The organism is Wolbachia endosymbiont (group B) of Scrobipalpa ocellatella, from assembly GCF_964188425.1.
Lineage (GTDB): Bacteria > Pseudomonadota > Alphaproteobacteria > Rickettsiales > Anaplasmataceae > Wolbachia.
Window position 1 is genome coordinate 941,826 of sequence record NZ_OZ077190.1, and the last position, 23,211, is coordinate 965,036.

General features: G+C 34.4%; 26 protein-coding genes, 1 other RNA gene and 2 pseudogenes. 6 read left to right on the forward strand and 23 right to left on the reverse strand.

Features of this window, described 5'->3' with window-relative positions:
• Window positions 1-97: 97 nt before the first annotated feature.
• Window positions 98-926 (reverse strand): annotated as a pseudogene (locus AB3210_RS04345) (IS630 family transposase).
• A 77-nt stretch (window positions 927-1,003) separates the two neighbouring features.
• A complete protein-coding gene (locus tag AB3210_RS04350; RefSeq protein WP_007302672.1) occupies window positions 1,004-1,651 on the reverse strand; it encodes a heme exporter protein CcmB in 648 nt (215 codons plus the stop codon).
• Window positions 1,652-1,759: 108 nt separating this feature from the next.
• Between AB3210_RS04350 and AB3210_RS04355 the strand changes: the two genes are divergently transcribed.
• Complete coding sequence (locus AB3210_RS04355; protein ID WP_007302671.1) at window positions 1,760-2,137, forward strand: TraR/DksA family transcriptional regulator; 378 nt, start codon at window positions 1,760-1,762, stop codon at window positions 2,135-2,137.
• On the opposite strand, the pseudogene AB3210_RS04360 reads toward AB3210_RS04355, so the two are convergent.
• The 7 genes and pseudogenes from AB3210_RS04360 to AB3210_RS04390 all read right to left on the reverse strand — a co-directional run bounded on the left by AB3210_RS04360 (window position 2,127) and on the right by AB3210_RS04390 (window position 9,327).
• Window positions 2,127-2,604: pseudogene (locus tag AB3210_RS04360) on the reverse strand (hypothetical protein). The gene AB3210_RS04355 and the pseudogene AB3210_RS04360 sit on opposite strands and share 11 nt — an antisense overlap.
• A 27-nt stretch (window positions 2,605-2,631) precedes the next feature.
• Window positions 2,632-3,798, reverse strand: a complete 1,167-nt coding sequence (locus tag AB3210_RS04365) for an ankyrin repeat domain-containing protein (RefSeq protein WP_373051521.1) — start codon at window positions 3,796-3,798, stop codon at window positions 2,632-2,634.
• A gap of 299 nt (window positions 3,799-4,097) precedes the next feature.
• Window positions 4,098-5,378, reverse strand: coding sequence for a flavodoxin-dependent (E)-4-hydroxy-3-methylbut-2-enyl-diphosphate synthase (ispG, locus tag AB3210_RS04370; RefSeq protein ID WP_007302669.1), 1,281 nt, complete (start codon window positions 5,376-5,378; stop codon window positions 4,098-4,100).
• Between the two features lie 16 nt (window positions 5,379-5,394).
• A complete protein-coding gene (locus tag AB3210_RS04375; RefSeq protein ID WP_052264768.1) occupies window positions 5,395-6,021 on the reverse strand; it encodes a TRP75-related protein in 627 nt (208 codons plus the stop codon).
• Between the two features lie 176 nt (window positions 6,022-6,197).
• Entirely contained in the window at window positions 6,198-6,755 is a 558-nt protein-coding gene (locus AB3210_RS04380) for a hypothetical protein (RefSeq protein ID WP_007302667.1), read from the reverse strand.
• A gap of 181 nt (window positions 6,756-6,936) precedes the next feature.
• Complete coding sequence (locus AB3210_RS04385) at window positions 6,937-9,048, reverse strand: DNA translocase FtsK (protein WP_012481755.1); 2,112 nt, start codon at window positions 9,046-9,048, stop codon at window positions 6,937-6,939.
• On the reverse strand, window positions 9,049-9,327 hold the full coding sequence (locus AB3210_RS04390; RefSeq protein WP_082241856.1) for a YggT family protein: 279 nt from the start codon (window positions 9,325-9,327) through the stop codon (window positions 9,049-9,051). It abuts the gene before it with no gap.
• A 408-nt stretch (window positions 9,328-9,735) separates the two neighbouring features.
• Here AB3210_RS04390 and AB3210_RS04395 point away from each other — a divergent pair, with 408 nt between their 5' ends.
• From AB3210_RS04395 to AB3210_RS04405, 3 genes are read left to right on the forward strand one after another with little or no spacing between them, the layout of a single operon-like run.
• Window positions 9,736-10,212, forward strand: a complete 477-nt coding sequence (locus AB3210_RS04395; RefSeq protein ID WP_019236989.1) for a transposase — start codon at window positions 9,736-9,738, stop codon at window positions 10,210-10,212.
• Window positions 10,178-10,360, forward strand: a complete 183-nt coding sequence (locus tag AB3210_RS04400; protein ID WP_038227351.1) for a hypothetical protein — start codon at window positions 10,178-10,180, stop codon at window positions 10,358-10,360. Before AB3210_RS04395 ends, AB3210_RS04400 begins: the two co-directional genes overlap by 35 nt.
• The gene (locus AB3210_RS04405) at window positions 10,320-10,676 is read left to right on the forward strand and encodes a transposase (protein WP_007301972.1); all 357 of its coding nucleotides are present in this window, start codon (window positions 10,320-10,322) and stop codon (window positions 10,674-10,676) included. Before AB3210_RS04400 ends, AB3210_RS04405 begins: the two co-directional genes overlap by 41 nt.
• A gap of 223 nt (window positions 10,677-10,899) precedes the next feature.
• Here the strand turns inward: AB3210_RS04405 and AB3210_RS04410 are convergent, their stop codons facing one another.
• The 10 genes from AB3210_RS04410 to AB3210_RS04455 form a co-directional block, all read right to left on the reverse strand.
• Window positions 10,900-11,328 carry a ClpXP protease specificity-enhancing factor SspB gene (locus tag AB3210_RS04410; RefSeq protein WP_007302665.1) on the reverse strand — a complete coding sequence of 143 codons (429 nt, stop codon included), beginning with the start codon at window positions 11,326-11,328 and terminating at the stop codon, window positions 10,900-10,902.
• A gap of 14 nt (window positions 11,329-11,342) precedes the next feature.
• Window positions 11,343-11,682: a transfer-messenger RNA gene (ssrA, locus tag AB3210_RS04415) on the reverse strand.
• A 448-nt stretch (window positions 11,683-12,130) separates the two neighbouring features.
• Window positions 12,131-13,144, reverse strand: coding sequence for an Obg family GTPase CgtA (cgtA, locus tag AB3210_RS04420; protein WP_052264985.1), 1,014 nt, complete (start codon window positions 13,142-13,144; stop codon window positions 12,131-12,133).
• Entirely contained in the window at window positions 13,132-14,406 is a 1,275-nt protein-coding gene (gene eno / locus AB3210_RS04425) for a phosphopyruvate hydratase (RefSeq protein ID WP_052264984.1), read from the reverse strand. The genes cgtA and eno overlap by 13 nt, the downstream gene beginning before the upstream one ends.
• Entirely contained in the window at window positions 14,403-14,639 is a 237-nt protein-coding gene (locus AB3210_RS04430; RefSeq protein WP_230440369.1) for a WPE palindromic element domain-containing protein, read from the reverse strand. The genes eno and AB3210_RS04430 overlap by 4 nt, the downstream gene beginning before the upstream one ends.
• A gap of 87 nt (window positions 14,640-14,726) precedes the next feature.
• Window positions 14,727-15,725 (reverse strand): recombinase zinc beta ribbon domain-containing protein, encoded by a 999-nt coding sequence (locus AB3210_RS04435; RefSeq protein ID WP_179943897.1) that lies wholly within the window; start codon window positions 15,723-15,725, stop codon window positions 14,727-14,729.
• A gap of 9 nt (window positions 15,726-15,734) precedes the next feature.
• Entirely contained in the window at window positions 15,735-16,346 is a 612-nt protein-coding gene (locus AB3210_RS04440) for an SURF1 family protein (protein WP_052264983.1), read from the reverse strand.
• A gap of 1 nt (window position 16,347) precedes the next feature.
• Window positions 16,348-16,824, reverse strand: coding sequence for a bacterioferritin (gene bfr / locus AB3210_RS04445; protein ID WP_007302660.1), 477 nt, complete (start codon window positions 16,822-16,824; stop codon window positions 16,348-16,350).
• Between the two features lie 53 nt (window positions 16,825-16,877).
• Window positions 16,878-17,351, reverse strand: a complete 474-nt coding sequence (locus AB3210_RS04450; RefSeq protein ID WP_052264982.1) for an RDD family protein — start codon at window positions 17,349-17,351, stop codon at window positions 16,878-16,880.
• Entirely contained in the window at window positions 17,351-17,992 is a 642-nt protein-coding gene (locus AB3210_RS04455; protein ID WP_007302658.1) for an HAD family hydrolase, read from the reverse strand. The genes AB3210_RS04450 and AB3210_RS04455 overlap by 1 nt, the downstream gene beginning before the upstream one ends.
• Before the next feature lie 143 nt (window positions 17,993-18,135).
• Here AB3210_RS04455 and AB3210_RS04460 point away from each other — a divergent pair, with 143 nt between their 5' ends.
• Entirely contained in the window at window positions 18,136-19,320 is a 1,185-nt protein-coding gene (locus AB3210_RS04460) for a hypothetical protein (protein WP_019236380.1), read from the forward strand.
• Window positions 19,321-19,448: 128 nt separating this feature from the next.
• Here the strand turns inward: AB3210_RS04460 and AB3210_RS04465 are convergent, their stop codons facing one another.
• From AB3210_RS04465 to AB3210_RS04475, 3 genes are read right to left on the reverse strand one after another with little or no spacing between them, the layout of a single operon-like run.
• Complete coding sequence (locus tag AB3210_RS04465) at window positions 19,449-19,805, reverse strand: transposase (RefSeq protein ID WP_007301972.1); 357 nt, start codon at window positions 19,803-19,805, stop codon at window positions 19,449-19,451.
• The gene (locus AB3210_RS04470; protein ID WP_038227351.1) at window positions 19,765-19,947 is read right to left on the reverse strand and encodes a hypothetical protein; all 183 of its coding nucleotides are present in this window, start codon (window positions 19,945-19,947) and stop codon (window positions 19,765-19,767) included. The genes AB3210_RS04465 and AB3210_RS04470 overlap by 41 nt, the downstream gene beginning before the upstream one ends.
• Complete coding sequence (locus AB3210_RS04475; RefSeq protein ID WP_019236989.1) at window positions 19,913-20,389, reverse strand: transposase; 477 nt, start codon at window positions 20,387-20,389, stop codon at window positions 19,913-19,915. The genes AB3210_RS04470 and AB3210_RS04475 overlap by 35 nt, the downstream gene beginning before the upstream one ends.
• A 462-nt stretch (window positions 20,390-20,851) precedes the next feature.
• Here AB3210_RS04475 and AB3210_RS04480 point away from each other — a divergent pair, with 462 nt between their 5' ends.
• The gene (locus AB3210_RS04480) at window positions 20,852-21,613 is read left to right on the forward strand and encodes a hypothetical protein (RefSeq protein WP_019236381.1); all 762 of its coding nucleotides are present in this window, start codon (window positions 20,852-20,854) and stop codon (window positions 21,611-21,613) included.
• A gap of 24 nt (window positions 21,614-21,637) precedes the next feature.
• On the opposite strand, the gene fumC is transcribed toward AB3210_RS04480, so the two are convergent.
• On the reverse strand, window positions 21,638-23,026 hold the full coding sequence (gene fumC / locus AB3210_RS04485) for a class II fumarate hydratase (protein WP_007302656.1): 1,389 nt from the start codon (window positions 23,024-23,026) through the stop codon (window positions 21,638-21,640).
• Window positions 23,027-23,211: the final 185 nt, after the last annotated feature.

A 23,211-nucleotide genomic window follows, 5' to 3' on the forward strand; every position in this document is an offset into this window, starting at 1 on the left:
ATGCAAGAAGTCTAATGTCTCCATCTCTACTTAAGTTAACACCCTTAACTAAGCAGATACAAGTAAATATAGCCCTTCCCATAATAGTCCAAAAAGGTCATAAGAAAGAAGAATCGACAGCATGACGAAAAGATTTGAATAAAGGAATGTTTTTTCTGGTTCTGTTTTTTATAGCAAACCAATAATGCTCAATTTTGTTGAAATCTGGAGAATATGGAGGAAGATATAAAATTTCTGCACCAACTCCTTTAGCAAATCTTATTAGACTTATGAAAAGTAGCATTATCAAGGATAACAGTTTGTCCAGGTTCCAAAATCGGTGTCAGAAACTGCTCAAACCATTTATTAAAGATATCCATATTGCAGTGGCCTTTAAAGGTTAACGGAGCAATTATTTTTCTTCCACTTAAGGCTGCAACCATGCTAATTCGTTGAGTTTTCTTTCCAGATTTTAGGGCATAAAACCGCTGTCCTTTCTGGCAATACCCATAGGTTCAGTGTTATCAATGCCAGACTCATCTATATACACTAATTCTTTAGGTTCTTTTGTTGCTATAACCTTTGAAAATTGAGCTCGCTTTTCTTCATTTCTTTCTTTATATCCGTAGGTCTTTTTTTTCTTGTGAATCCTATATTTTTAAGTGCTCGATGAATTGTTTGTCTACTAATATTGCCCCAGCATCTCTGACTGAGTTTTGCCACCTTGCTCATTTGCAAATTCGGCAAATGCATTCCAGTCGGTAATTTTATGCCACGCTTCCAAGCTTTTTTGATTGAAAATCTCCCGTTTTCTCACGTTTTTTCTTCCACTCATATAAAGTTGTTTTTCCGATCTTAAATCTCTTGGCAACAGTTTCTCCACTCTCTCCTTCATCCAATGCTTCCATTACCTTTTTCCTTAAGTCATAACTATTTGCTACTGGCATGCTTACCATCACTACTATAAATCCATATCTTACCTTTTTTGGACTATTATGAGAAGTGCTATAACTAGTAAGTTTTTTCAATCCTGCTCCACAGCAAATTTTAATGCTATGTGAGTAGTTATAGTGCTGTTAACAATTAAAATGACAAAAACTAAGATGGTGATTAGTAGTGTATAAATATTCAAGGATAAATTTTCAAATTGAGTTAGCAATTTGAAATATACAAAAGTTGGCATTATCATTGGCAAAACAAGAATTTGCGACACTCCTGATGCTAAGTTATTTCGACCAATCATCAATGCATTTCCAGTAGCTGAAATATTAATGATTATCAGCGTATTAAATAATAAAGACACTCCAACTGCTATTGAATGTTCAATATTATTGCCTAGAATTGCAAAGCTGAACATGAAAGAAATCACTGAAATCGGTAACCCAAATAACAACCAGTGAGCGAAGATTTTATAAGCAACTATCAGCCTAGAAGAGAGTGGCTGTAAAAAGATTTGCTCTAATATTCCATCATGATAATCAGATGTAAATAAATTATTTGTAGAGATCTGCAAAACAAATGTAGCACATATCCATGTTAATGTTAATATGACTTCTTGTTTACTGTTGTTTTCAAGTGTATATGAAGATAAACTTAACATTATAATAAAAATACATACTATATAAGTAAGATTATTATCATTTATTACTAATTTTTTTACCAAACTAATCATACCAGGATTTTAAATGTTTATTATAAATTATAGTGTTTACTTTGAGGGTAGTATAATTTTTTGTGTTTACAAGTTATATAAGTTTTAATATATTTTATTGATAATGCTATGGAAAAATTAATAAAAATAAAGTTACCGGAAGATTACGTTCCTTCAGAAAATGAAGAATATATGAACGTAAAACAACTGGAATACTTTAGCTTAAAGTTACAATCAATACTCTCTGAACTGGAGAAACAAGATCTAGAAGATAGTAGTATTTATTCTGATAGTGAAAATGGAGAATTAATTAAGCGCCGAAAAGATAGAAAAGAAAAAATTAAGGAGGCGTTGGAAAAAATAAAATTAGGCATTTATGGTTACTGCGATGGAACGGGAGAAGAAATAGGAGTCGAAAGACTTAAAGCTAATCCGCTTGCTATGTATTGTATTGAAGAACAAGAGAGAATAGAAAAAGAAAAGAACGTGTATAACATTAATGATTAGAACTTGTTCGCAAATTCAAGCATATTTCTCTCCTTAACATAACTCTACTCATAGCCAGATATATGAAATTTTCAGTGAATAAATCTTATTCTTTCGATAGTCTTCTATTCCTAAAGCAAAAGTCCTTTCTACAACCCACCTTCTTGGCTGCACTTTAAACCCCTCATTGGTAGTAGCTAAGGCGGTGTGTCTTTGTTGACTTAGAACCTACATGAAGGCCTTTTGACAATCTCAATATCCATACCATATTCTTCCTTTATATGATTTTTTAAATTTTCTCCTTGGTATCCCATCACATAGTAAATACCGCCATTTACACCTATACACAATACATAGAAAATTGCTTCTAATATTTCTCTTTTGCTATACTTTGACGACCTTCCTCCTTTCCTGTATGATACTCTGGAGTAGCTTTCTATTCTTGTCCATTCCCTTTGACTTAGGTCTGCTGGATGCTTTTTTCTCATCTTTACCCAGCACTAAAACTTTAGATATTATAGCCTTTTACTAATCTCTGGACAAGCTCTAGCTTCGGTAAACTCAGTAGAAGGTTCTTTTGCAAAAAATGCAGCATGTACAGCATTTTTAATGAAAAAACACGCGGCAAGTGCAAATATTGCTGTTGGTATATAACACCAAGGAGAAGCTATACTAAAAAAAGTAGCAGAAGCTACTGTTAAGCAACAACAAGTCAGTATCGTTTGATCACGTAGATAACGTCTATCAACTCCACCGTACTCAGCCATCAACCTTTTAACTTTATCATTGTTACCGTATGGCAGAGTAAGCGTTTTAATCAAATTCATTACACCATTATTAGTGAAATATGGAGCACACTCTATAACTCTGGAGCCATTAACCTTCTGATTAGGATCAGCACCATACTTTAGAAGCAACTCTACATATTTTTCGCGTTTATCGTTGTCACAATTGATTGCTTGATATAATGGAACTCGACCATTTTTATCTAACATATTAGGATTAGCACCATATTTCAAAAGTATTTCCATAGTATGATCATCATCACACAAAAACGCTTTAAACAACGGATTTTTACCATTTTTATCTAACATATTAGGATCAGCACCATATTGTAACAATAACTCTACAATTCTGCTGTCATCGATAACCCTACAATAGTATAACGAAGCTTCATTATGTAATAGCTTTATATTAGGATCAGCACCATTTTCTAAAAGAAGTTTCAAAATACTATAATTTCTTGAATCTTTAGCTTGCATTAAAGCAATAGATAATGGAAAGTAAATATAAATAAGTTTTTCATTGATGTAATCACCAAATCTTCCATCTTTACTGCTTTTGAATTTGGAAAAAAGCTTTTCAAGAAACTTTATATCCTGATTATATAGAGCCCTACTTAAGTAAAACCTCAAATCTCCAGGCGAATTAATTTCATTTAAATTTTCGTCAGTTAGATTTGTAACCTCTTCTATGCTTTCCTTAGTAAGAAATTCATATGCAGAACCTAGCTGCTTAAATTTTTCTTCATTTTGTTTCTTCACAACCTCATTTTTACCTGAATGTTTATCAGGATGATATTTCAAGGCTAATTTTCTATACGCTGATTTAATTTCTTGTTCACTGGGCGCATCGCTTGATTGAAAACCTAATATTTTTAAAGCTTCCTTTCTACCTACAATAAATTCCCCACTGAAATATGTTAAATTAAACGTAACCCAAAATTTCAAAAAGTAAAGCTTTTTATGTCAAATTACGTCTATTTCATAACTGTACAAATATTGTAGATCAGGAAACTTCAGTCCTTGATACTGGAATAACATCTCTATACTACTTAGAGTCAATCTCAATATTAAAAAATTTCTCAAATAGAAAAAAGGCAGAAGAAACCCTATTATCTATTTTTTAAATTTACGTTCTTTATTGTCTCATTTGACGTTCACTAAACAGAATGTAGTCTAAGTACAAACTTGTGAAAGGCTTATGTGTAATGCTTCTCCACATAATCACTAATAATTTCCTTAAATTCTTCAAAAATATTATCACCTTGTAAAGTTTTGAAATATTTGCCGTCTTTGTAGACTGCTGAAACAGGTTTTTCTCCATACCCAGGCAGGCTGATCCCCAGATTTGCATGTTTGCTCTCTCCAGGACCATTTACTATGCATCCCATAACAGCAACTTTCATATACTCTACACCAGGATTCTTTTTCTTCCATACCGGCATATGAGTTTTTATGTAGCCATTTACTTCCTCAGTTAATATACGAAAACGATCGCTACTTGTGCGTCCACAACCAGGACATGAACTCACCTGAGGGTTAAAGTAGCACAAACCTATAGACTGCAGTATTTCCTGACATACTACCACCTCATTAGTGCGTGATTCACCAGGGCGCTGAGTTAAAGAAGCCCGGATAGTGTCTCCAATACCATTTTGCAATAAATAAGTAAGCCCTGCTGTGGTATTTACTACGCCTTTGTTACCCATACCAGCTTCGGTTAAACCCAAATGCAGCGCATAATTGGAAGATTTTGCAAGTGCCGTATAAACTAAAATTAAATCCTGCACTCTACTGACTTTACATGAAATGATTATTTTCTCTGCATTAAGGCCAATCTTTTCAGCTTTTTTTGCACTACCAAGAGCAGACATTACAAGCGTCTTACGTAATATAACATCAGAAGTTTTTGGATTACTAGATAAGGAGTTTTCATCCATTAATTTTTGTGAAAGGTACTTATCAAGACTACCCCAATTTACTCCAATTCTGACAGGAAGATCATGCGTTATTGCATACTCTATAATTTTTTCGAATTTTTCATCACGTTTATCACCAAAGCCTATATTACCTGGATTTATCCTAATTTTACCCAGAATTTTAATGTTGTCTGGATAATCCTGAATCAGCCTGTAGAGCTCATATTGTCCACAGCCTACTAATATCTTACCATCAAAGCCTTCTTTATTTATTTCCTCTACTATATAAGGTATTGCTTTTGCTACTTCCTCTGAGTTCAAAGCAATTCGCACCAATTCTGAACCTGCATGCGCTAGTTCTATTACTTCTTTTGCATATTTCTGAGCACTACTTTTTATGTTGTCAGAATCTATATGTGCACCAAGTGCCATGGATTGAACAACTATAGGATTATTTCCACCTATCTTCACTTGTCCAACTTTTACAGTATGAGTTTTATGCCTGGAAACCGGCGATGACTCATATGCATCATCACTCAATGTCAGGTCTCTATCTAGCATATTATTAATCGTGACACTATTTTACTGTGTCAACTACACTGCCAAATGAACTTGAACCATTTAAACTATGCTGTGTTGTTCTATTTAGATCAGTAATAGAATCATGAGAGCACGTTCTTCTTGATGGACTTTCTTTTATAGTAACATTTATAGGGGAAACTTTTTTTTCTCGTGTTGAAGTAACTTTTTTCCCTTTTTGTTGTTCACTTTTATGCTGCTTACTTTCATACTGAGAAACTGGCTCTTGATCTATAAATACAGCACCCTTTAAACGTGCAAGATTAATACCATGCTGATTGATCATAGCATCCTCCCCATCTTCAACTATGCAAGCTCCCACGTTGTTTGGCTCGTTATCAAGGCTAGCAATTTTTTTTTCTTTTAATTTTTTGATTAGATCTTCTTTATTCATAGCTAGATCTTGTAACTTTTTTTTCTTGAGGAGCTCCCTACGCTTCTCATACAGTTTATATGACTCAGCAAAATCCTCGTCTGCATGAAAGTTTGCACCACCAGGGTTACCAGGAGGTATGTACCTCTTACTGAACTTTACCTTAGACTTCGCTTCAACATTATGTACAGTAAAGAAACTAGAAACCAAAAGTATTAATATAAATAAAACTTTAGAAAAGATCTTAAGCATACTATAGTGAATATTGTGCTTTAAAAGATACCAATTAACAAACTTCAAGTAAATCAGAATCTCTACCAACTTTATAATACAAACATCTTTCTAAAAAATTTACTACCAAAACCTACATAATCTAAAGGAAATTTAAGGTGTTACAAATTTTACGTAACACCCTTTCAAGAAGAGCATTACACTCTTCCTTGCTGTAAGTTATTCTTCAGTTTTTCGGTATCATTCACATTATTAAACTTTCCGCTTGGCATATCTTGAGACAAGTCGTTTTTCTTCTCTTTATCAAGCTTAACTCCCTGATAGATACAGAATGCAACAAAACTAGTTACAGCTATTGCAGCAACAGCACTGACTATGGCACAAGTTAGTATTGCTTGTTCTTGTCCCCCTACCATGTCTGCAAATGTTTCTACTTTTTCTTCTAAGCCTGTAAATTTTTCTTGCAAGCCGCTTAAGTGCTCTTGCATAGCTTGAAACTGCTCAGTACCAATCTTGTCTTCTAATGCACCAAAAACTTTTTCAAACTGCTCAACATCTATCTTTTGAGCTTCTTGCCACTCTTTTAATGCACTAAATACCTCTTCAAACTGTTTAGCATCTATCTTTTGAGCTTCTTGCCATTCTTTTAATGCGCTAAATACTTCTTGAAACTTTTTAGCATCAATATTTTGACTTTCCTGCAATGCTGTTACATCCGATTTATCAAAACCGAATACAAATTTGGTTATACCCATTTTTAACCCCCTAGCTAATTAATATATTACTATTGTACGTTTTTAGTAGTTAATTTAGTATTAAACACTATACAACTGGGATCCAATAAGAAATATCTGGTCATGCGCTGGAACTTTTGAATTCCAGTTATGCAAGAGATCTATTGATCTTAAAATAACTTTCTTTGGTTTAAGTTAAGGGTTATTCTACCAATATCTCTCTCTTTCCTGAGTAACTCGGAGCACTGACAATACCTTCTTTCTCCATTCTTTCAACAATATTTGCAGCTCTGTTATAGCCTATTCTAAGTTGCCTTTGAATGTAACTAGTTGAAACCTTTTGATCTCTCTGAATGATGGCCACTGCTTGCTTGTATAGATCGTTCTCTTCATCTTCTGTTTCACCTTCTGATTCCGCGAAAGAATTTTCATCTTCTTGAGTGATTTCCTCCATGTAGTTTGGCTCACCTTGCGTTTTCAGATGATCAACTATATTTTGCACCTCATCATCACTTACAAATGGACCGTGCACTCGAATAATCTTACCACCAGAGGCCATATAAAGCATATCACCCATACCGAGTAACTGTTCGGCCCCTTGTTCACCAAGTATTGTACGGCTATCTATCTTAGAAGTAACAGCAAAACTAATTCTCGTTGGAAAGTTTGCTTTTATCACACCTGTTATCACATCTACAGATGGGCGTTGTGTTGCCATTATGATGTGTATTCCTGCAGCACGAGCCATCTGAGCTAAACGTTGAATAGAGCATTCTATATCTTTGCCAGCAACAAGCATTAAATCTGCCATTTCATCTACGATCACCACAATATACGGAAATGTCTCCATTTTAAGTGGTATTTTTTCAAATAAAGGTTTACCCGTTGTTGAGTTAAAGCCAATCTGTACAACGCGCTCCAACTCTATTCCGCTATTCATCGCTTCTGTAATTTTTTGATTATAGTTTATTACATTGCGCACATTTAAATATGACATCATGCGATAGCGATTTTCCATCTCTTTCACTATCCACTTAAGAGCAATAACAGCTTTTTTTGGCTCTGTTACCACTGGCGTTATTAGATGCGGTATTGCATCATATATTGAAAGCTCGAGCATTTTGGGGTCGATCATTATCATCTTGCATTCATCAGGACTTAGTCGATAAACAAGCGACAGAATCATCGTGTTAATTGCAACCGACTTACCTGACCCTGTAGTTCCGGCAACAAGCAAGTGGGGCATTTTAGTCAGATCTGCAATAACTGGTTTTCCGCTTATTTCCTTGCCAAGCGCAATTGGAAGATTTAAGTTTGCATTTTGGTATTCTGGCGATTCAAGTAAATCACGCAGCATTACAATCTCTCGCTCCTTGTTTGGCAATTCTATTCCCATGGCATTTTGTCCACGAATTATTGAAATACGTGCAGAAAGTGCACTCATTGAACGTGCAATATCATCTGCAAGACCAATCACTCTTGCAGATTTTGTACCTGCTTGTGGTTCAAGTTTGTATAAAGTCACAACCGGTCCATAACATACACTTATAATTTTTCCTTGCACGCCAAAATCACTCAGAACCTGTTCGAGCAGAGATAAATTCTTATTGCTCTCTAATGCATTCAACTGTTTTCTCTGCAAAGATTCTTCTGCTTTGGAAAGTAAGTGAATGCTTGGAAACTCAAACTCGCTAGAAGGTGGTTTAACAATTTCTTCGGCAGCTTTTTTCTTTCTTTCTTTCGGTTGTTGTTTAGTGGTTATATATTTTTCCTCTACTACTAATGGTGCTATTGAATAATCAGTAGTTTTACGTAACCTGAAAAACAGAACCTTTGTAAAAAGGGAAAATATTTTTTTACATAGGAAAAGCAAAGAATAAACCGTTCTCTTCCAACCAATCAATCCTACAATACCTATTGATGCTACTACTGTGAATATGTAAAACGGGCAGTGGTCAATTAGAGCATTACCGACTATTCCACCGTGCATGTATCTAGCAGTAATGCCAAGCGAAAGTTGCGACAATATAGCATATATTGCTACATTGATTAACGTTAGGTAGATAATTTTCAGCAATGATGCTCTGAAAATTAAAAAGTAAACTATGGTTGTAGCTATTGTAATACTAGCGAGTCCAAGAAATTGAACCAATATATCAGCTAAATATGAACCTACTACTCCGCCCAAATTTGTTACTTCCTGATTTGTAGCTGTATTTAAGGATGGATCTTTATAATTATAGCTAAAAACCGATATATATATATACATTAATAGTGACAAGTATATCGCTGATTTTAGCTGTTTTTTTAACATCTACTTAAAGTAATAAGTAATTGTATATTTTACAAAGTGAATTGCTATTATCAATATCATCACGGATAAATCTAATCCATTGAATGGTTGTATATACCTTCTGATAACCTTTAGTGGAGGATGGGTAAGTCTGTTTAAAGTTTGCATTATGCTGCTTACAATCTCATTATACATGTTAACTACATTCAATTTAATCAACAAATCGAGAGCAATTGAGCATATTAGAACGAAGCTGTAAAGATCAAGTAACAGGTTAAGTAAGTATATGATTGGATGCATATTACTAATTTACACTAAAACCTATTATGTGTAGTGATATGTATAAAATCAAGCCCCACAATAATTTTTATGCTGAAATAGGTGTAAACAATAAGCTATAAGATATTATACCCTTTGATTCCACGTGGATAAAAAACTTATTGATAAATTAACGGAGAGATGTGTACTGTATGAATAGCTTTTTGATCATGTTTATTACATGCAGGATAAGTGTTCAGGTACGTATGAAACCAGCGCTTCTTTTCTTGTCACCTCTTGTTACCTAAATAGCCTCTGTTCAAGTAGCCCCTTTGTTGTCATCCCAGTGCCCAGACACTGGGATGGCTTTGTTGCACCACTCAAGGAAAGAACAGGCAGTTACTGATGGAATTTGTTATAAAATAGATATTTAGCCGACAAAGGAAAAATATGCCAATAAGAATGAAAGTCAGTAACTGCAATGAATATAACAAATTTCTTCAAGAAAGGGGAAATGTTTTTCATTATATCAACGATGCCATTGAAAATTGGTACGAAAATAGTCCAAAAGTAGCAGGTGGCAACAATGTCTACAGCGACAAAGTAGTGATTCTAATTCACATAATAACCTATCTATTCAGGATTGGTCTTAGGCAAACAGTGGGATTTATAGAGAAATATCTTGAGCAAATAGGGAAAATTTTGCAAATTATCAGCTATTCGCAGGCTTCAAGAAGGTTTAAAAAGCTTAATATCAAAATCAACGACTGCAGAGTTGATAAGAACGATATGGAAGATATTGAAATTGCTATAGATAGTACAGGTATCAGCATCTACAATAATATTCCAGGCCATAGTAAGGCAAATGGTACAGATAGAAAGTATCGCCGCTATGAGCAAACAAGATGTAATGCTAGAGATAGGTAGTAAAAAAGTTATAGCTGCAAAATACAGTAGTGGAGTTTATTCCGACCACTATGGAGCCTGTGATCTTATTGAAAGAGTGGATACCAAGTATAACATAAGCACGATATATGCAGATAGATCGAAAGAAGTTATACAAACTGTGCGATGAGCTTGACATAAAGACAAGGATTCCTCCGCAAAATAATGCAGTAGAGCATCCAAAGTTGGATTATATGAATGAGAGAAATTCTACAATCAAGCTCATAAAGTCATATGATGAAGATGGTATGAAGAGGTGGAAAAAAGAGATAAATTATTGGAAGAGATCTTATATAGAAAGTTTTTTCTCGCGACTGAAGCAAATATTTGGATTTAGTTTTAGGAATAAATCTGAGATTAATCGTGAGAAGGAACTGCTACTCAAGTGTTATTTGCTTAACAAATTTACTGAAATAGGCATGGCTAAGTTTGATATAGCTTCATGAATTTATTATACATTACCCACTATCCGAAGAGCTGTGCAACAAAGCCCACTGGGATCCAGATTGGCACTAAGTTGGTAAACATGAAAGCGCTTTATAACGTTTTTGATGTGAAAGCTAATGTCAGCTACTCAAATGATACCATTTGTTATAAACTCACTTTTACTCTATGGTCTTGTCGATATCCTGAACAGATACAATATTTTTTATTTATAAAATGAAGTAACTACTTATCGTAAAGTTGATCTATAGATATAATACTACCATTTGATGACTTTTCAGCACATTTCTCACTTTCATATTCTTTATCAGAATCAACGCTAAATACTAAAGTATCTCCTGAAATTTTATCATGAAACTCACTAATAGCAAAAAACGGTACAGTGACTTGTTCTTGTTTTCCACGAAAGCTCAAACTGACGCTAAACTTATCTTCAAGAACTTTTAGACCAAAAAATTGATGCTGTAATATAATAAGCATTTGAGTAGGGTATGATTCTTTCAAGTAGTCTGGCATGACAACACCATTAAAGCGCGTAAAAAATACTATTTCTAAGTGAGGAGTAAAAACATTATCTAATATAGTATTCAAAGCCTTTTTGATAACTTGAAATTTAGCATAACTAAGCGACTTCTGATAATCTGTTTTATCCATATAACCCTTACATGTTTGGGGGAACTTCTGTTACCCGGCGTTCCCTAAACCGTGCTTATAGCAATGAAGTTATAGTGCCTAAATTAAGCAGCTAATGCAACATTGTCTTCAGCAGCAAAGTTATCGTTTGCATCTAAATTGTGAACTCTTAGCGGTGGTATCTAACCGAGCAAAGCTACCATCTTTACTATGCATGTCGATCCTTACTCGCCCCCGTATCAATCAAAAAATATGGTGGAGGCGCCGAGTACTGCCCTCGGGTCCAATACACCTATTACAAGGTAATTTTATTGCCATAGTGTATAAAAAATACACATGCTTATTATACAGTAGTATTGAATAAATGTCAAGTTATTGAACTCCAAATTGATTGGCAACTAAAAAACTAATATAAAAATTACTTCGCCTATTTATCTAATCTTAGTATACTCACAGTAGAGGTATTTTTAGAGCTCAAAATCTATCTTCGTCTGCAGACTTTTCTATCAAATAATCAAACTAAGTAAAGAATGTAGCGTATCTTCTTCAGCGCACATGGGTGCACACATATGCTTAATCTCTGTCGTATGTACGTTACATTTTTTCTGTTCTTTATTAATAAATATGGGGGATTCTATGCCTAATTCTTAACAAAAAACTACTCAAATGCTTTTGTAGCTATTGAATTTCTGAGTTCAAGAAGGCAAGAGACAGTGTGAGAAATGGCACAAGCCGAAAAAAAGATAAGTTGTGGAACAAAAAATGCAGACAACTGTGGAAAATTACCCACTGGAATCCAGACTTTGATTGTCAAATAAAAAATTCACATCTTAAAAGGATCATATACATTAATTTCCTTAATTTTCACTTTTTCATTTAATAATCTTAAGATGGGCTGTAAATCATCGTCGATTGATAAGCACAGTACTTCTCTATCAAGATAATTGGCTAAATGATTCTTCTTCTCAAGAATTTCTGTTTCTTCCAATAAGTCACATTTATTTAACACTACAATTTCCTCTTTTTCAACAAGATCGCTATTGTAAAGCTTCAGTTCATTATGCGTACAATTATAAGCTGAAATAATTTCATCGTGAGTTACATCAATTAAATGCAGTAAAATTTTGCACCTTTCTATGTGCTTTAAAAATTTGTGTCCGAGCCCAACTCCAAGATGAGCATCAGCGATTATTCCAGGAATATCTGCTATTACAATTTCGCTATAATCCACTTTTGCTACACCTAAATGTGGTCTTATAGTAGTAAATTCATAATCGCCTACTTTCGTATCAGAATTCGAGCAGCGGGTTAAAAATTTAGATTTACCTACATTTGGCATACCAATAATGCCAACATCAGATAAAACTTTTAGCTTCAATACTATGTTTCTTTCCTCACCAGGCTGACCATGAGTAAAATGCCTTGGTGCCCTATTGGTGGAAGATTTAAAGTTAGTATTTCCAAGTCCACCTTTTCCACCTTGTACTACTTGAAATTCCATGTCGGGTTTATCAAGATCTACTATCACTTCCTCACTTTCTTCATCGATTATTTGTGTACCAACTGGAACTTTAAGTATAATATCTTTTCCTGCCGTGCCAGATCTATCTCTACTCGTACCACTTTTTCCACTACTTGCTTTAATATGTCTTCGACAACGAAAATTAAGCAAAGTGTTGAGATTTGCATCACTGATGAAAATTATGTCTCCTCCCTTGCCCCCATTACCACCGTTTGGGCCACCAAATTCAACGAATTTTTCTCGACGAAAACTCGCGCAGCCATCGCCACCATCACCTGCTTTTAAATATAATTTAACTTCGTCTATGAAGTCCATGCTAACCCACAATAATATTTAGCATTTTCTCCTAATGAACTTTCTATTCTCATTAATTCATTATACTTTGCAAGCCTATCAGAACGCGACAGCGAGCCAGTCTTGATTTGTCCACAATTCGATGCAACCGCTATGTGGGATATCGTTGTATCTTCTGTTTCACCTGAGCGATGCGAAATAATAGCCCTATAGCCATTTGATTTTGCCATTTCAATAGCAGCAAAAGTTTCCGTAAGCGTTCCTATTTGATTTGGTTTAATTAGTACAGAATTTGCCATTTTTTCCTCTATTCCTTTACTTATTAGTTCACAATTTGTAACAAATAAATCATCTCCAACCAATTGAACTTTATTCCCAAGTTTTACAGTAAGTAATTTCCAACCTTCATAGTCGTCTTCATTCATTGCATCTTCTATAGAAATTATTGGATATTTGCCTACAAGGTCAAAATAATACTGAACCAATTCCTCTGAAGTGAGTTCTCTGTTTTCAAATTTATAAACTCCATCTTCATAAAAAGTAGATGCAGCAACATCAAGACCCAGTGCAAAGTGATTTTTCATCGAATAACCGGCAGATTCAACAGCCTGAATTATCAAATTAAGAGCTTCTTCAGTGCTTCCAATGTTTGGTGCAAAACCACCTTCATCTCCTACGTTTGTGCTATAACCTTTTTTCTTAAGAATGCTGCGCAAGTTATGAAATACCTCTGCAGATATTCTGATTGCTTCACTGAAAGTTTCAGCACCAACCGGAAGAATCATAAATTCTTGAAAATCGAGTTTATTATCTGCATGTACTCCACCATTAATGACGTTAATTAGCGGAACTGGCATCTGCTCTTCCCCTACTCCCAAATACTTATATAACGGCATTTTAAAGCTGTTTGCTGCTGCTTTTGCAACAGCAAGAGACACACCCAAAGTTGCATTTGCTCCAAGTTTAGATTTATTTTTTGTTCCATCTAGTTCAATTAAAACTTTATCAATTGCACTCTGGTTTGCTGCATCCATGCCAATGATTTTATTTGCTATCACTCCACTCACAGATTGAACAGCTTTCAGCACTCCTTTACCACAATACCTTTTTTCATCTTGATCTCTCAGCTCCAATGCTTCTAGTTTACCGGTCGAAGCCCCAGAAGGGACAGCGGCTCTACCTGTTGCTCCATCACATAGTTCTATTTCTACCTCAATTGTTGGGTAACCCCTGCTATCTAAAATTTCTCTTGCAAATACACTGCTGATCGTCTTTTTCATCATGCTAAACCTCCACTAGATTCACAATTGTGTTCACGTTCGGGAAATGTCACCCCAGCGCTGTAACATTTCAGTGTACGAACATTGCAATATACAGGTAATTTGAGTAGCGGATGGTCAGTGCTTGACACTGGAATCCAGTTTTTATTATACAGCCACTTATTTAAAGTTAAGTCTTCTGGATCCCAGTGTCTGGGCACTGGGATGACACCATTCTTAATGGAAGCTATCCCCATATCGCAATGTCTGTACAGTTGTTTGCCTAGACACTGGGATCCAGTTTTACTACACAATTTTATCATATAAATCACCAATGCTTAAGTTTATTTTACTAGCAGCAGCTTTGCAGTTTCTTTCGCTAGTTTAGCTATATTACTACCAGCACCAATAAATAATACTACATCTCCTGAACTTGTCGAATTACTAATAAAATGTGAAATGAGTAAAGCATCATTCATAATCTTCACATCATTAAACCCATTACTGATCAAGGTTTTTTGTATATCATCAATTCCACAGCCAGGAATAGGCTTATCTTCTGGAGGATGGACAGGAGTGAGAATTACATAATCAAACATCATGAAAATTCGTACGAACTCATCAAAAAAATTACGAATACGAGCAAAACGAAGCGGCTCGATAATTCCTGTTACCTTTCCTTTAGTGGTCAAACGTGCTGCTGACAGGGTTGCCTGTATTTCATTTGGATGATGAGCATAGTCCTCAATTAACTTAACACCTTTAATATCGGCAATTAAAGAAAATCTCCTTGCTACTCCTTTAAATTCCAAAAGACCTTTTTTAATCTCTTCATCACTAATTCCAAGTTTCACTGCAACTGATATTGCAGCCAGGGCATTGCTAACTTTATGCATTCCTATTGCATTTGATAGCACTACATTCTTTATAATTCTGGTACAAGGTTGAATATCTTCTTTTTGTCTTTCGAGAGCGAGTTCTTTTAATCGAAACACCATATGTACATTATCATCATCAATTTCAATACGCTGAACTAACTTTCTAATTATATTAAATTTAGTCTCCCAATCTACCTCTGATAAATCACACTTTTCCTTCGTTATATGCCCTCTTAACATCTTCACTTCTTCCCATACTACCCCTTCTAGTATATCTGCGCGTATTGATTTGCTGTTACATTCACCAAAACGTTTTCCAGGACAACGATAGTAACTTCTTCCTCCCTTAGCATTACTCATTCCATAATAAACGGATTTGCAACACTGACATATCACTAACCCTTGTAATAAGTATTTTCTTCCACTTTGTTGCATTTTTTCTATTTGTAGCTTTTCTTTTTCCACACTGTATCTCTACGACTTATATATATTTTGCCTATAGTAAAATACGCACATAATGAGCCAAATCAAGGAAAGTGCAAACCAAGTAATTGCGTATTCAAGATGCTTTATTGGCTGTATAGTCAATTTGCCACCAAAATTGTCTTGCCACAATATACATTTCTCTAGCTTAATACCTAGATCATTGGAGATTTCTTCTGTACTTAAGGTAAACCATGTATTTGAAGCAATATCATTTTTGATAAACCAATTTTTGCTACCATCACAATACAAAACGCCATCAGCAGCTACTTTTTCAATTTTTGCTTTTTCTTCTTTTTTTTCTCTGACTATTCCTTTATTTATTAACATGTAATGTCCATTGATAAGCAACATAGGAGACAGCACATGATAGCCACGTTGACCTGCGAAAACATATAGTTCTATATCACTTAAAATTCCGTCGATTTTAACGTTTCTGTAGTTAAACTTTGAAAGATTATCACTAGGCAGTAGATGAATAACTGGAAGATCCATATTTTTGATAATATTATTCTTCCAGCTCAATCTAAATAACTGCCATAACCCGAGTGAAAAAAGAAGTAAAAAAGGTATAATGAAAATAAATACTGTTTTTCTTAACACTCTATATTTGTGTTCTCAAGTAATTTTCAATACCCATAAGCTCAATAAGGTCAATCTGTTCTTTGATCCAATGTAAGTGCTCTTCCTCATTTTTCAGTAGTCCTTCTAATAACATTACACTCACGAAATCCTTTTCTTTTTCAGCAACGGAAATTGCCTCTTTGATGCCCTTGATACCTTCTTCTTCTAAGTTAGAATTATCTTCTAAGATTTTCTGCATTGTATCTTTTGTGAACTTTCCTTCATACTTTGAGATTTTATTTGTATCTTGAAAATTTGGCATGCCCTTAAGCAGTAAAATTCTTTCTGCTAGCCTATTTGCATGCTCAAGTTCTTCATTAAGCTCGTTTTTCATCTTTTCTGCAAGTTTATTAATTCCGCTATCTTTAAGAATCGCAAAATGCAAAAGATACTGGCGTACAGAAGTCAGCTCATTTGTAAGTAATTTATTTAAATGTTCTACTATTTCTTTATTCATAACCTTTCTTTAGCTAATATACCAATGTAATCTACATAACAATCAAGGTCACATCAATTTATTTTTCTCACAACAATCGTATCAAATAGCACATCATGAAATGCCTGTTTCCTCTGAGAGAAGCAAGCAACTAAATACCAACTGAAGGTAAGCATCACTATAATCACTTCTAGTGTACTTAAAGCATTTACTGATGTTTGAAAAAGTTTGATAAAGGTGATAATTAAATTATTTAGCATAGGAAGAAAAAACTGAGAGATAGTGCGATCAAATGCTAAGCTCAAACCTATTTTAGAACTATCTAAAGTGATAGTATATATATTCATTAACTGTTGACCAGGAGTTGCTTGAGCTGTTGAAGATATAAAATATGTAAAGTAGCCACAATTTATACACATGTATGACAGGTGTAAAATTAATGGAAAATCCCCTAATGACAACACAATTAGTAAGGTTGGAATTAATAAAATTGCTACATCTATTAAATATGCGCAAAAGCGCCTGTGTACACTAGCGATCTCTGTCATTACCACCTATCTTTCAAATACTTTACTATGAATTCTGTAAGTTTATTAAAATGTTGAAAATATAACAAATCTTCATAACCTCTTATTGATTGTCCGTATACAATAGGTAAGCAATTTGCATTTTGTGCACATAGAATGTCTGTGATGCTGTCACCAACAAAAAACACATTTTCTCTATTTACAGGTAGCGTACTCTCCTCTAGTGCAAATAGCAGTGGAGTTGCAGATGGTTTATCTTCTGCAGTATCACATGATCCAACTATTCTTTCAAAGTAAGAATCTAGTTTAAAGTAGGCAACTTCTTGACGTAAATTAGTATTTTTCTTATTGCTAACTATCGCTAGGTAAATATTGTGGCTTTTCAGCGTCTGGAGCATTCCCTCTACTCCCTCGTTCAGAGTAATATTTTGTAACAGTGCACTATCTAGGTATTTTTGATATATCTGGTTCGCTTTTTTCCACTGATCACCAAACAAATTGACCATGTAGCTCTTTCTTGATTCATGAGAATTTCTATCAACAACTTTACTGCCAGATCCCATCAAATCTAAAGTATGCTTAATAGCATTAGAAATATTATCTTGAGTGTCAACTAAGGTATTATCCCAATCGAATACTACTGCTAACGGGCTATTTTTCATTTTTATATTGTGACGTATTTTAAGTTAATAAGTAAATGATATTTTGATGAAAAAAGCATAAATGAGGTGCTCCTTGTGTCTTAACCATTTTTACATAATTAACTAATATACTGATTTTAGTATAAGCTTTTATTTAGTTGGGTATGACACAGCTTAAAGATACACAAGATATTGAGAAGAAATTCAAGGATGTCTTTGCTGGTGCTTTTCCAGAAGGTACGTCGCTGGAAGATAAAGTGAAGATTATCAATGATTTCCGCCAGGAACTTAAAGCTTACAAAAGGCAAGTAACCAAAGAAAATCCCGGGAAAAGGTTAAAAGATATTTCTGCAGCAGATAATTCTTCACTGGGAGATAAAATCAAGACTATTGCAAAATTAAATCGTAGTCTTAGAGATCGAATGAACCGTGCAGCTAAAAAAGTAGCTAAAGATTTTGAAAAGATCGTCGAATTGAATCGGGAACTTAAAGATGTTTTTCCAGAAAATTCTTCATTGGAAGATAAAGTAAAAATTATTGTTGAATTGCACCGGGAGCTTAAAGCTCAAAAAGGGCGTAAAGATGAAGTGAAGATTATTAAAAAATTGATTCATAATCTTGAAGGTCGAATGGATCGTGCAGCCAAAAAAATAGCTGAAGATTTTAAAAAGATTGCTGGATTTAAACAAAAATTCGAAGGAAAAGACGTTTTTACAAGTAAAAAAGTTGCAGAGTTTGAAAGTAATAAAAAATCTCAAACTACATTAGAAGGCAAAATTTCTGATCAAAATAAACAAGAAAAGATTTCTGTGCAAACAGACAAAATTCGTGACTCAGTTAGCGAAATAAATACTTCTGGAAGATCTGTTTCAGAAGATAGAAACTTTCAACAAGAAAAGATTTCTGTTCAAACAGATACAGTAACTAAGTTACAACCTTCAGTAAGCAAAGATCCTATAAAAGATAAACCGAGCGATAAAAAGCCTAAAATTTCGTTAAAACAAGTCTCAGTGGATAGGAATGCTACAGAAAAAAAATCTAATAATAAAAAATCTCAGTTGAGTGAAAAGAAAAATATAGCTCAACCGAAAGAAAATCAAAAAGAAGAAGGCTTTTTGGTACGTTTTCTGAAGAAAATATTCAAAAAACTTTTTGGTGAAGATAAAAAGAGTGTAGAGGATATAAAAGGAACTACTCAAAAAAGCACTTCAAATGATGAAGGGCAACAACAAAATAAGCTCCTTTCAAATCAAGACCAAAGCGCAAGTGAAGGTTTAAAGCAAATTGATAATCCATTGGTAACTCCTGTCACGAAAGTAGAACAAACAAAGACAGACCATGAAAGATAATTCGCCTTAGATTTCTTGCATAGTCTGGGGTCTAATTTGTCATCCTATGGCTTGACCATAGCTAAAAATCTGGATTCCAGTGGGCTTTGTTGCACAGCTCTTCGGATAGTGGGTAATGTATAATAAATTCATGAAGCTATATCAAACTTAGCCATGCCTATTTCAGTAAATTTGTTAAGCAAATAACACTTGAGTAGCAGTTCCTTCTCACGATTAATCTCAGATTTATTCCTAAAACTAAATCCAAATATTTGCTTCAGTCGCGAGAAAAAACTTTCTATATAAGATCTCTTCCAATAATTTATCTCTTTTTTCCACCTCTTCATACCATCTTCATCATATGACTTTATGAGCTTGATTGTAGAATTTCTCTCATTCATATAATCCAACTTTGGATGCTCTACTGCATTATTTTGCGGAGGAATCCTTGTCTTTATGTCAAGCTCATCGCACAGTTTGTATAACTTCTTTCGATCTATCTGCATATATCGTGCTTATGTTATACTTGGTATCCACTCTTTCAATAAGATCACAGGCTCCATAGTGGTCGGAATAAACTCCACTACTGTATTTTGCAGCTATAACTTTTTTACTACCTATCTCTAGCATTACATCTTGTTTGCTCATAGCGGCGATACTTTCTATCTGTACCATTTGCCTTACTATGGCCTGGAATATTATTGTAGATGCTGATACCTGTACTATCTATAGCAATTTCAATATCTTCCATATCGTTCTTATCAACTCTGCAGTCGTTGATTTTGATATTAAGCTTTTTAAACCTTCTTGAAGCCTGCGAATAGCTGATAATTTGCAAAATTTTCCCTATTTGCTCAAGATATTTCTCTATAAATCCCACTGTTTGCCTAAGACCAATCCTGAATAGATAGGTTATTATGTGAATTAGAATCACTACTTTGTCGCTGTAGACATTGTTGCCACCTGCTACTTTTGGACTATTTTCGTACCAATTTTCAATGGCATCGTTGATATAATGAAAAACATTTCCCCTTTCTTGAAGAAATTTGTTATATTCATTGCAGTTACTGACTTTCATTCTTATTGGCATATTTTTCCTTTGTCGGCTAAATATCTATTTTATAACAAATTCCATCAGTAACTGCCTGTTCTTTCCTTGAGTGGTGCAACAAAGCCATTCCAGCTTCACGCGCTAACTTAAATTATTTATAAAATTTGTTCCGGTAAACCTAATTTGGGTTAGCTATAGAAAGCAAAACAGACACAAATCAGGAAAAAAATTAATAGAATTCCTGTTTTTATAATAAAAATAATTAATTTTTAAAAATTTTATATTGATTTTATCATTAAATCTCATATAATATTAATATATTAACTTTGATGGTGGTAAAGAAATGCATGGTAGTATAAGCAACGAAGTGGTGAAAAATTTAAACAAGTTAATTAACTCTCACCAAACAAATAAACTTAGAAAGGCATTTAATAACCTTAGCACTAACCATAAAATGAATATATAGAGCATGTTAAAGCAAAGCCTCAAGGCTCTAAAGCTATGTCCGGCATACTAAATGCACTAGACAAGGAAGAAGCACCTTCTATCTTTAATCAGTTACCTCAAGAGTTTGCTTTCAATACACTCGATTGTATTAATCCCACATCGACTTTATTTAAAATTCTATTTAATCAACTGAATCCCCAACAAAAAGAAGATTATAAAGTAAATTTAGAGACAAAATCAACTGTCAAAGCTAAGCTTGTCCTAAAGAATTTTTACTTAAGCAATAAAGAGAGTTCAAGCAACTTAAGTACTGAAAACTCCAATGAACCGTTAGTACAAAACAGAGATGATTTGCCAGCAGCACATTTCTCTCTTATATCTCCTGCGTTCGAGGAAACAGTTGTTGAACATACATTTGATACTAGACTAGAACTTTCTTCTGACAAAGAGAATCAATCATGTAGCCAAACAGTAATTCCATTTCTGGGTTTTGCTGAATTCGATAATCAATTCTGCAATACTGTAACAGAAAATTCGACAGTTAGTAGTAGTTTAACGTCGAATGAGCATATATCAGATAGCCTAGAAGGTGAGCAATTATCCCCAGAGTATTATAACTATTTGATAAATGGAGTAACTAGTCTGCAATCCTCAAATGTGAATCCATTGCCAGAGTTCAGTTTCTCTCTAAGCTCTGTTACGCTAGATGAGATGGTTAAGAGATATGGCTTTAATCACAATGACCACGCTCTAAGTGATTTAGAAGAGGTATATGTAGAGCAACCAGCAAAGTTCCATACATATTACCACAATTAACTAGGGACAAAAAAAGGTGGTAGTTTAACCTACCATCTCCTCTGGTTTCACTATCCTTTCAAACTCCTCCTCAGTGAGCAGTTGAAGTTTTGCTGCTGCTTCCTTTAGAGTGATATTTTCTTTATAAGCAAGCTTCGCTATTTTTGCTGCATTGTCATATCCTATATGCGTATTTAATATAGTAACTAGCATTAACGACTGATTTAGTAAATCCTTTATTCTTTCTTCGTTTGCTTTAATATCAACTACGCATTTCTCTGCAAAATTTAAACTTGTATCAGCTAAAAGTCTTATAGACTGCAAAACATTGTAAATTATCACCGGCTTAAACACGTTCAATTCAAAGTGACCATTTGAGCCACCAATTGTCACGGCAACATGATTTCCCATAACTTGAGCACATACCATAGTCACTGCTTCGCATTGAGTTGGATTCACCTTACCCGGCATGATTGAAGAGCCAGGCTCATTTTCTGGTAACATTATTTCTCCAATCCCGCATCTTGGACCAGAACCAAGTAGCCTTATATCATTTGCAATTTTCATCAAGCTTACTGCTACTGTATTGAGTGCTCCACTGAGCTCAACTAAAGCATCATTTGCTGCTAGTGCTTCAAACTTATTTTTTGCTGAAATAAATGGAAAATTAGTGATTTTTGCCACTTCTTTAGCAAAATCCTCAGCAAAACCCTTTTTAGTATTGATTCCCGTGCCAACCGCGGTACCACCTTGTGCAAGTTCATATACATTGCTTAGAGTTGACTTTACTCTCTCTATTCCCTTTTTAATCTGAACTGCATAGCCAGAAAATTCCTGCCCAAGTGTTAGAGGAGTTGCATCTTGCAGATGAGTACGCCCTACTTTTATTATATCTTTAAATTCATGAACCTTATTATTTAGCGCTTTATATAATTCTTCAAGATTGGGAATAAGCAAGCGGTTTATTTGCTCTGCTACTGCTATATGCATTGCTGTTGGAAAAGTGTCATTTGATGACTGACCACAGTTTACATGATCATTTGGATGCACTGGAGACTTACTACCTAAATCACCGCCCAAAATTTCTATTGCACGATTGCTGATCACTTCATTCACATTCATATTGGTCTGCGTTCCAGAACCGGTTTGCCAAACAACAAGCGGAAATTGATTATTAAATTTACCGTCTATTACCTCCTGTGCCGCTGTGCAGATTGCATCCCCTACTCTATTATCTATGCTACCCTGTTTCATGTTAACACGTGCTGCTGCAAGTTTTACTATTGCTAGCGCTTTAATCAGGGGCTCTGGCATTTTCTCTGTACCAATTTTGAAATTTTCCAAAGAACGCTGAGTCTGAGCTCCCCAGTAACGTTCACTTGGTACTTTTACTTCTCCTAAGCTATCTGATTCTATCCTAATTTTTTTATCCATATTTCCTCCTTCTAGTGCTTGACGTTACCTACATATATGAATTAATTAAATCAAATTGTATTTCAGTGTCAAGTTGAGACATTTTTAGTGAAGACCTTAGAAAATTTTCAAGCCATATCTTTTGCTTCTATTATTTTTTTATTGTTATTAAGGCAATCATGCAACCTTAAGCAATAAACCTACTT